We start from the raw sequence: 8,547 nt of genomic DNA, 5'->3' as shown, positions 1-8,547 counted from the left end.
CTTCTGCCTGCCGAAACAGGCGTCGATATCGTCTTGCGAGTGCCCACACAGATTGTCTGATAAATTGTTAAAGAGCAGTGCATTAGCAACTCGTAGTTGGTAATGCGAGGTGCGCATATTACGCTTTCCTCATTCAGAGTCAACACCTAATTTCGTTGAATTTCTCTGTTCTCTTTGCCGGCCACTCAGTTACTTGATTCGCTGTGTGCCGTCTCGATGGATGCGCATTATAGGGACTTCCACGCCGCCCGCAACTGCTAATTTCAATAAAAATGACTGTTTGCTGCATTCCACAGCAAAACCCCGCTTTATACCCAGTTGTGCACAAGCTTATCCACAGATTGAATCTGCACTCAAAATTGACGAGCATCACGCAATCGTTTTCGCTACAATTCCCCGCGTCGAAAAAGAGTGACCTCATCGGCAAAACATCGATGGTATGAGGTCATTTTTATAAAACGGGGTAACGAGGTACGTGATAAAGCGTATTTTAATGCAGTAGCAGGCCCATCCTGCCGTAAAAGTAGCAGCAGAGACTGCCATTACCCCTATTTGGGACGTTATCTGAATCTGTTCCTTTCTATCTATAACTATCTATATAAAGGTGGGATTCAGATAACGCTCTATTGAATGATTGCGAAGAATAACTGCGACTCCAAAGCCAAGGGATAAAACCATGCAACAACGCCGCCCAATCCGCCGTGCTCTGCTCAGTGTATCTGACAAAGCGGGTATCATCGAATTCGCCGAAGCGCTTTCTCAGCGTGGTATCGAGTTACTTTCCACCGGCGGGACTGCCCGCCTGCTGGCTGATGCAGGTCTGTCTGTCACCGAAGTCTCTGACTACACCGGTTTCCCGGAAATGATGGACGGACGCGTTAAGACATTACATCCAAAGGTACATGGCGGCATTTTAGGTCGTCGCGGCCAGGATGATGGCATCATGGCTCAACATGATATTCAGCCAATTGATATTGTCGTGGTGAACTTATATCCGTTCGCCCAAACGGTGGCCCGCCCGGATTGCTCACTGGAAGACGCGGTTGAGAATATCGATATCGGTGGCCCGACCATGGTGCGCTCAGCCGCCAAGAATCATAAAGATGTCGCTATTGTGGTTAAGAGCAGTGACTACCCCGCTATTATTACTGAGCTGGATAATAATGATGGTTCGCTGACTTACCCCACCCGTTTCGATCTGGCTATTAAGGCTTTTGAGCATACCGCCGCCTACGACAGCATGATCGCCAACTACTTCGGTGCACTGGTGCCACCGTATCATGGTGACACAGAGCAACCATCAGGCCGTTTCCCTCGGACCCTGAATCTTAACTATATAAAGAAACAGGATATGCGTTACGGTGAAAACAGCCACCAGCAGGCCGCCTTCTATATAGAAGAAGATGTCAAAGAAGCATCCGTGGCTACCGCACAACAATTACAGGGCAAGGCGCTTTCCTATAACAATATCGCCGATACCGATGCTGCGCTGGAATGTGTGAAAGAGTTCAGCGAACCTGCTTGTGTGGTAGTCAAGCATGCCAACCCATGTGGCGTGGCTATTGCTGACTCTCTGCTGGCCGCTTATGACAAAGCCTATAAAACTGACCCGACGTCGGCTTTTGGCGGCATTATTGCCTTTAACCGTGAATTGGATGCAGAAACCGCCAGTGCCATTATCAGCCGTCAGTTCGTTGAAGTCATTATTGCACCGGCAGTCAGCGCCGAAGCACTGGCATTATTAGCCGCCAAACAGAATGTGCGCGTACTGACCTGTGGCCAGTGGCAGGGGCGTTCCGCCGCTCTGGATTTCAAGCGCGTTAATGGTGGTTTACTGGTTCAAGATCGTGATTTAGGTATGGTAACCACAGCCGACCTGCGTGTGGTGTCCAAACGCCAACCTACTGAGCAAGAGCTGCGTGATGCGCTGTTTTGCTGGAAAGTGGCTAAGTTCGTTAAATCAAACGCGATTGTCTATGCTCGCGACAATATGACTATCGGTATAGGTGCAGGCCAAATGAGCCGTGTCTATTCTGCCAAGATTGCCGGTATCAAAGCGGCGGATGAAGGATTGGACGTGGCCGGTTCTGCCATGGCCTCTGATGCTTTCTTCCCATTCCGTGATGGCATTGATGCTGCGGCAGCGGTCGGGATCACCTGTGTTATCCAACCGGGCGGTTCAATCCGTGACGATGAAGTCATTGCTGCGGCTGATGAACACGGTATCGCGATGATCTTTACCGATATGCGCCATTTCCGTCATTAATTAGTTATATCCCTCTTACATAAGGTGTGTGCCTCAGTTCACACCTTCACGGAGTCATCTGATGAATATTTTGATTATTGGCAATGGTGGGCGCGAACATGCGCTGGGCTGGAAAGCGGCACAGTCGCCTTTAGCAGATAAAATTTATGTCGCGCCGGGCAATGCCGGTACGGCGCTGGAACCTGGTTTAGAAAATGTCGATATCGCGGCTACTGATATTGCCGGTTTGCTGGCCTTCGCTCAGAGTCATGATATCGGCCTGACCATTGTTGGCCCGGAAGCGCCATTAGTGATTGGTGTCGTTGATGCTTTCCGTGCCGCAGGATCGACCATCTTCGGGCCAACGCAAGCTGCCGCTCAGTTAGAAGGTTCTAAAGCTTTTACTAAAGATTTCCTTGCGCGCCACACTATCCCCACGGGGTTTTACCAAAACTTTACTGAGGTAGAACCTGCTTTAGCCTATGTTCGCCACATCGGGGCACCGATCGTAATTAAAGCTGATGGGCTGGCTGCCGGTAAAGGCGTGATTGTCGCGATGACCCTGGCAGAGGCTGAAACCGCTGTTCATGACATGCTGGCTGGCAATGCGTTTGGTGATGCGGGTCACCGCATCGTGGTGGAGGAGTTCCTTGATGGCGAAGAAGCCAGCTTTATTGTGATGGTTGACGGCGAAAACGTGTTACCCATGGCCACCAGCCAAGACCATAAACGGGTTGGCGATGGTGATACCGGCCCGAATACTGGCGGTATGGGCGCTTATTCTCCGGCTCCGGTAGTCACAGATGAAGTGCATCAGCGGGTAATGGAAAGGGTTATCTGGCCAACCGTGCGTGGTATGGCGGCGGAAGGCCATGTTTATACTGGCTTCCTCTATGCTGGCCTGATGATTTCCGCTGATGGACAACCGAAGGTTATTGAGTTCAACTGCCGCTTTGGTGACCCTGAAACCCAGCCAATCATGTTGCGCATGCGTTCAGACTTGGTTGAGCTGTGCTTAGCCGGTGCGCAAGGCAAATTGAATGAGAAGACCTCTGACTGGGATGAACGCCCATCACTGGGTGTGGTTCTGGCCGCAGGGGGTTATCCGGCAGATTACCGTCAGGGTGATGTTATTCATGGATTACCACAGCAGGAAGTGGCTGACGGTAAAGTGTTCCACGCAGGAACCAAACTGAATAGTAATAATGACGTCGTGACCAGTGGCGGGCGCGTATTATGTGTCACTGCACTGGGTACCACCGTCGCCCAGGCACAGCAAAATGCGTATAAGTTAGCGCAAGACATTCAGTGGGAAGGCGCGTTCTGCCGTAAAGACATTGGTTATCGGGCAATTGCTCGCGGTAAATAATTGCTTACGGTAATAAGTGCACCGGTCTTTCAAGGGGTACGGTTCGCCGTGCCTCTTTATATTACAAACTGCCGGCTGTCGGTTCCCAGCGACAGAAATCCTGATCCGCAACCAACAGCAATTGTTGCCCTTCTGGTGAATCCAACCACGCTACACCCAGCGGCTGCGAGCTATTGTTGCCCCGTTTGGTCAACCATGCCTGCGAATTATCATCAAGGCTCAGGCGTAACGTCTTTTTATCACACGTGGTGACGAGGCCATCCTGCCATTGCCCCTGAATTAACCTGACATTTCCGGCACGTAGCGCGCTGCTCAGTTCCAGAATACGTTTAGCTTCTAATTGATACACCGCGATGTTATCTGCCGAGAGTGGTTCACGCCGTGACGCCAATTGGCGTTGCATAAAGCTTACCTGCCCTTGCTCATCGAAACGTAACTGAACATTTTGCGGGTCATGGCCCAAATCGTTACGCCGGATTTCCCGTAGCAGACCATTTTGATATTCGTAGAAGGTAACGCGGGTATTATCCCCAGAGTAGGGGCTATAAACACTCATCAGCACCAGTGGTTGCTGCTGCGCATTATCCTGACGCCATAAACGAACCACACCGCTGTCGGCGATATATCCGCTGGCACTGAATTGGGGGGAACCTGACTGACTGCTACAGGCACTGAGACCAAAGGCCAAGCCGAGGGTCATCAGCGCCCGCTGCATAAACAAAAGGGGCTTTGCCACCCCCCTGTTTATTATTTTCACTGACACACTATTAAGATTTAACAGCGTCTTTCAATGCCTTACCAGAAACAAACGCCGGCACATTAGCTGCCGCAATTTTGATTTCGTTACCAGTTTGTGGGTTGCGGCCAGTGCGCTCATTACGATGGTTTACTTTGAAAGTACCAAAACCAACCAATTGTACTGGATCACCCTCTTTCAGAGATTCGGTAATTGCAGCCAGTGTGGATTCCAGAGCAGCTTTAGCTTGTGCTTTAGAAAGGTCCGCTTTGTCCGCGATTGCGTCAATCAGTTGAGTCTTATTCATAAGTTATCCTTACAGTGTGTTTATCGTTTGCAAAGCATCAAGTGCGACGGATATGCCGATTGACAGCACTCTCCTGCATACACGCACCGATAGCCACTTTTTTTCGCCCCCCAAATGTAGAACAGACAGGGGGCAGATGTGAAGCCTTAAGACGTGACAAATCGGGCGTTAAATCACGTTTTCTTGCCTTATTGCGTTAAATTTATGCCAATGTTGCTAACAGCCGCTTCTCGTAGGTCAGATCGTAACCCTTTGATCAGATCCAAGTCGCGCTCTTCACAGTCAGCTAACAGCCGGAAAATCTCCCATTGGAGATCCCATTCTTCTTCGATTGCGGGCAAGATTTTCAGCTCTTCATCGGTCATTTCTTTACCAGCTAGCGTCATTTCTAACATCGCAACGGTACGGATAGACGCTTCGCTGATCGCGATGGCATGTTCCAGTGTTTCGCCACTCAAACGCGAATGAATAGCCTCGCTCAATGCAATACAAGCATCGATAGCAGGATAAACACCGTAGATAGCATAGTCATCAGCTGAGGGAATTGCCTCTTCCAATTTCTCCAACTGACTATCAAAATTGACTTTAGCGTCTTTTACAATCAACGTTTCCCAAATAAGGTCCAGAATACGGCGGTAAACGGCTGGATCGCCAAATTCAGTTTCCAGACAAAATTGCTGATAGTTGGGATACATCCGCTCACACAAACAAGCCATGAAAGTCAGGTGTTGCCAACTTTCCAGCTTTTCGAGGCGTAGATGAATCGGATTACGTATCATTATGAGTTCTCATTATTCATTATCTGCGCGGCAGTGTACCCGAAAATAAATCATATCCCTATGGTTGCCAAGCAAATCAGGACTTTTCCGCACCCAGAACTGAAATTGCGATAACGGCACAGGCTATCTCCCCTGCGGCTCAACGCCAACATTAGCCCCGGAAACTCTGGTGATAAGGTGGTGATAACGCATGCACCGCTTCCACAAAAGCGCCCGCATGTTCTGGTGGAACATCCTGATGAATACCGTGACCCAGATTAAAGACATGCCCTTCGCCCGGCCCAAAGCTGGCCAGGATCGTGCTGACTTCCTGCTCAATACGCGCAGGCGGCGCATAAAGAACAGAAGGGTCCATATTGCCTTGCAGAGCAACTTTATCACCCACACGGCGACGCGCGTCGGCGATATCTGTAGTCCAATCCAGCCCCAATGCATCACAACCGGTAGCAGCCATCGCTTCCAGCCATTGCCCGCCCCCCTTGGTGAACAAGGTCACCGGCACCCGACGCCCGTCATTTTCACGGATAAGACCATCGACGATTTTATGCATATAATTCAATGAGAATTCAAGATAGTCACGCCCAGTCAGCACGCCGCCCCAGGTATCAAAGATCATCACTGACTGCGCACCGGCCTTGATTTGCGCGTTGAGATACAAGATCACGCTATCAGCCAGTTTATCCAGCAGCAGATGCAAAGTTTGTGGCTCGGCATACATCATTTTCTTCAATTTAGTGAAAGCCTTGCTGCTGCCGCCTTCGACCATATAGGTCGCCAGCGTCCACGGGCTACCAGAAAAACCGATCAATGGCACAGTACCCGCCAATTCACGGCGAATTGTTCGCACCGCGTTCATGACATAACCCAATTCCTGTTCAGGATCGGGGATGGGAAGTTTTTCAACATCGGCGCGACAGGTAATTGGGGATTGGAAACGTGGGCCTTCACCGGTTTCAAAATAGAGCCCCAGCCCCATAGCATCGGGGATGGTCAGAATGTCTGAAAACAGAATCGCGGCGTCCAGTGGATAACGACGCAATGGCTGCATCGTGACTTCACAGGCTAACTCCGCATTTTTGCACAGTGACATAAAATCCCCGGCAATGGCGCGGGTGGCTTTATATTCTGGCAAATAGCGGCCCGCCTGACGCATCATCCATACCGGTGTCACATCGACCGGTTGACGCAATAACGCCCGCAGATAGCGATCGTTTTTCAACTCATTCATGGTGAAGCTCCCTTAATTATCTGGCTGCCATCTTTTACTATAGCGACGGGTATTATATCGCGACCGACTGGCATGTCAGATAATACTTTCCTTACCTGCCTGAAGGCGAACTTTCAGTGACTAGCCTGCACCTTCATGCTCTTCGCGACATAACACCACCGTATCTTCAATTAGCCTACGTGCCACAGTACCAGGTGGCGGCAATAACGGTAGTTGGTCGTAGCGATACCAACCCGCATTCAGCAACTCTTTAGGATCGTGTCGCAGTTCACCGCTGTCATACTCCGCCATAAATGCCATCATTAGCGAATGCGGGAACGGCCAAGGCTGTGACGTCACGTAGCGCAGGTTTTTAATGTGGATATTACTTTCTTCTAATACTTCGCGGGAAACAGCCTGTTCCAGTGTCTCCCCTACTTCGACAAAACCGGCCAGCACCGTGTTAATGCCGCCACGATGCCGTACATGCTGTGCCAATAAGATTTCATCGCCACGGCGAATGGCAACAATCACACAAGGGGCGATTTGTGGATAATAACGTTCACGGCAGTGGTTACAGAGACAGGCCCACTCGCTACGACTGGCATGCATTTGATGACCACAATAGCCACAATAGCGATGAGAGCGATAAAACTCGGCTAATTGCACGCCGCGCCCAGCCAGTTGAAACAAACCGCGATCCACATCCAGTAATTGCCGTACTGAACCCATATCAGTCGGCATCATTTGACGAATAAGCCATACCGCCTGCCCTTGCCATTCGCCAATCGGCCTTGCGGTCGCTCCCTGTAAGGACCAATTAGCCGCATTACCTTGTGGTAATTCCCCTTTTGGTAACCATAATTTGTTTTCATGGCTGACAATCCACCAGCCACTTTCTTTACCTGTAAGTTGTAGTTCCATATCGTTGTTGCACAACCTCGACTTCACTGGCAAGCTAGAATCCGGCTTGTTACATTTTTGTAACGTATTATTACTTCACGGAGTCGTTCATGCTAAACCGACTGGAAAGCTTGACTCAACGCGTTGGCGGCAGTAATGAATTAATCGATCAATGGCTGTATGCGCGTAAAGAACTTTTAGTTTCGTATTGCGCAGTGATCGGTATTAAGCCGCAAAAAGAAAAGCATACCCCGCTTAATGAAAAAGCGCTGGAGAACTTTTGCCATAATCTGGTGGATTATCTTTCTTCCGGGCATTTTCATATCTACGACAGAATTATCAAACAGGTAGAAGGCGAGTCCAGCCCCAAGATGGCATTGACCACCAAATTTTATCCCGCATTAAAAAATAATACTCAAACTATCATGGCATTCCATGATTGCTATACAAACATTGAGATCGATGACGATAGCTGTACCGAGTTTCAACAGGCATTATCGGATATCGGCGAAACTCTTGACGCTCGTTTCCGGTTGGAAGATCAATTAATTCAATGGGCAGCAGAGTCCTGGCAAGCCGCTCACCCAGTGAGCCAAGTGGAGGCGAGTAAAATAGCCCACTGATCAGCATGGGCTTGTAGTTTTAATTCAACCTCAATACCCAAAGTAATTGAGATTGCAGGTAGGCAGCAAGTGAATGCATCCCGATGAGCTTACACAGGTAAGTGATTCGGGTGAATGAACGTAGCTAACACCGCTGCAATTTCAAGTAAGAAGGGTATATACTAAAGACTCTTGTCGGAGTGCCTAGCACCTGTTTTCTTAGGAAAGCAACGCAGGCTGAGACCGTTAATTCGGGATCCGCGGAACCTGATCGGGTTAATACCCGCGAAGGGAACAAGAGTAATTTATCGCTACAGGCCCGGATTTCATCTTACAGGTGGCTGCCGGTCACTGGCCAACATCGTTACTCCCGCCAAGCTCCAGACAAGCAATTTTCCC

Annotated in this window: 8 protein-coding genes and 1 riboswitch; of the genes, 3 read left to right on the top strand and 5 right to left on the bottom strand. The window is 49.7% G+C overall.

Going from position 1 to position 8,547, the window contains the following annotated elements:
• The first annotated feature begins 676 nt into the window (after nucleotides 1-676).
• Both purH and purD read left to right on the top strand, forming a co-directional pair.
• Nucleotides 677-2,266, top strand: coding sequence for a bifunctional phosphoribosylaminoimidazolecarboxamide formyltransferase/IMP cyclohydrolase (purH, locus tag AEP37_RS18605; protein ID WP_049614751.1), 1,590 nt, complete (start codon nucleotides 677-679; stop codon nucleotides 2,264-2,266).
• 61 nt (nucleotides 2,267-2,327) lie between these two features.
• Nucleotides 2,328-3,614 carry a phosphoribosylamine--glycine ligase gene (purD, locus tag AEP37_RS18600; RefSeq protein ID WP_049614750.1) on the top strand — a complete coding sequence of 429 codons (1,287 nt, stop codon included), beginning with the start codon at nucleotides 2,328-2,330 and terminating at the stop codon, nucleotides 3,612-3,614.
• A gap of 61 nt (nucleotides 3,615-3,675) precedes the next feature.
• On the opposite strand, the gene AEP37_RS18595 is transcribed toward purD, so the two are convergent.
• The 5 genes from AEP37_RS18595 to nudC all read right to left on the bottom strand — a co-directional run bounded on the left by AEP37_RS18595 (nucleotide 3,676) and on the right by nudC (nucleotide 7,567).
• Nucleotides 3,676-4,329: a DUF1481 domain-containing protein gene (locus AEP37_RS18595; protein WP_049614749.1), complete on the bottom strand. Its 654-nt coding sequence runs from the start codon at nucleotides 4,327-4,329 to the stop codon at nucleotides 3,676-3,678.
• Between the two features lie 52 nt (nucleotides 4,330-4,381).
• Entirely contained in the window at nucleotides 4,382-4,657 is a 276-nt protein-coding gene (gene hupA, locus AEP37_RS18590; RefSeq protein ID WP_049614748.1) for a nucleoid-associated protein HU-alpha, read from the bottom strand.
• A 188-nt stretch (nucleotides 4,658-4,845) separates the two neighbouring features.
• A complete protein-coding gene (locus AEP37_RS18585; protein ID WP_049614747.1) occupies nucleotides 4,846-5,436 on the bottom strand; it encodes a YjaG family protein in 591 nt (196 codons plus the stop codon).
• 151 nt (nucleotides 5,437-5,587) lie between these two features.
• A complete protein-coding gene (gene hemE, locus AEP37_RS18580; protein WP_049614746.1) occupies nucleotides 5,588-6,664 on the bottom strand; it encodes a uroporphyrinogen decarboxylase in 1,077 nt (358 codons plus the stop codon).
• Nucleotides 6,665-6,784: 120 nt separating this feature from the next.
• Nucleotides 6,785-7,567 carry an NAD(+) diphosphatase gene (nudC, locus tag AEP37_RS18575; RefSeq protein ID WP_049614745.1) on the bottom strand — a complete coding sequence of 261 codons (783 nt, stop codon included), beginning with the start codon at nucleotides 7,565-7,567 and terminating at the stop codon, nucleotides 6,785-6,787.
• Nucleotides 7,568-7,656: 89 nt separating this feature from the next.
• Between nudC and AEP37_RS18570 the strand changes: the two genes are divergently transcribed.
• Nucleotides 7,657-8,169 (top strand): Rsd/AlgQ family anti-sigma factor, encoded by a 513-nt coding sequence (locus AEP37_RS18570; RefSeq protein ID WP_049614744.1) that lies wholly within the window; start codon nucleotides 7,657-7,659, stop codon nucleotides 8,167-8,169.
• 165 nt (nucleotides 8,170-8,334) lie between these two features.
• A riboswitch (TPP riboswitch) is annotated at nucleotides 8,335-8,459 on the top strand.
• Nucleotides 8,460-8,547 lie beyond the last annotated feature (88 nt).

The sequence above is a fragment of the Yersinia pekkanenii genome (assembly GCF_001152565.1).
Taxonomy (GTDB): Bacteria; Pseudomonadota; Gammaproteobacteria; order Enterobacterales; family Enterobacteriaceae; genus Yersinia; species Yersinia pekkanenii.
This window is presented reverse-complemented; position numbering and strand designations above follow the sequence as displayed.

What these genes read in the sequence shown, in the direction of transcription:
- purH (WP_049614751.1), top strand. Translation starts at nt 677, where the DNA reads ATGCAACAACGCCGCCCAATCCGCCGTGCTCTGCTCAGTGTATCTGAC.
- purD (WP_049614750.1), top strand. Translation starts at nt 2,328, where the DNA reads ATGAATATTTTGATTATTGGCAATGGTGGGCGCGAACATGCGCTGGGC.
- AEP37_RS18595 (WP_049614749.1), bottom strand. Translation starts at nt 4,329, where the DNA reads ATGCAGCGGGCGCTGATGACCCTCGGCTTGGCCTTTGGTCTCAGTGCC.
- hupA (WP_049614748.1), bottom strand. Translation starts at nt 4,657, where the DNA reads ATGAATAAGACTCAACTGATTGACGCAATCGCGGACAAAGCGGACCTT.
- AEP37_RS18585 (WP_049614747.1), bottom strand. Translation starts at nt 5,436, where the DNA reads ATGATACGTAATCCGATTCATCTACGCCTCGAAAAGCTGGAAAGTTGG.
- hemE (WP_049614746.1), bottom strand. Translation starts at nt 6,664, where the DNA reads ATGAATGAGTTGAAAAACGATCGCTATCTGCGGGCGTTATTGCGTCAA.
- nudC (WP_049614745.1), bottom strand. Translation starts at nt 7,567, where the DNA reads ATGGAACTACAACTTACAGGTAAAGAAAGTGGCTGGTGGATTGTCAGC.
- AEP37_RS18570 (WP_049614744.1), top strand. Translation starts at nt 7,657, where the DNA reads ATGCTAAACCGACTGGAAAGCTTGACTCAACGCGTTGGCGGCAGTAAT.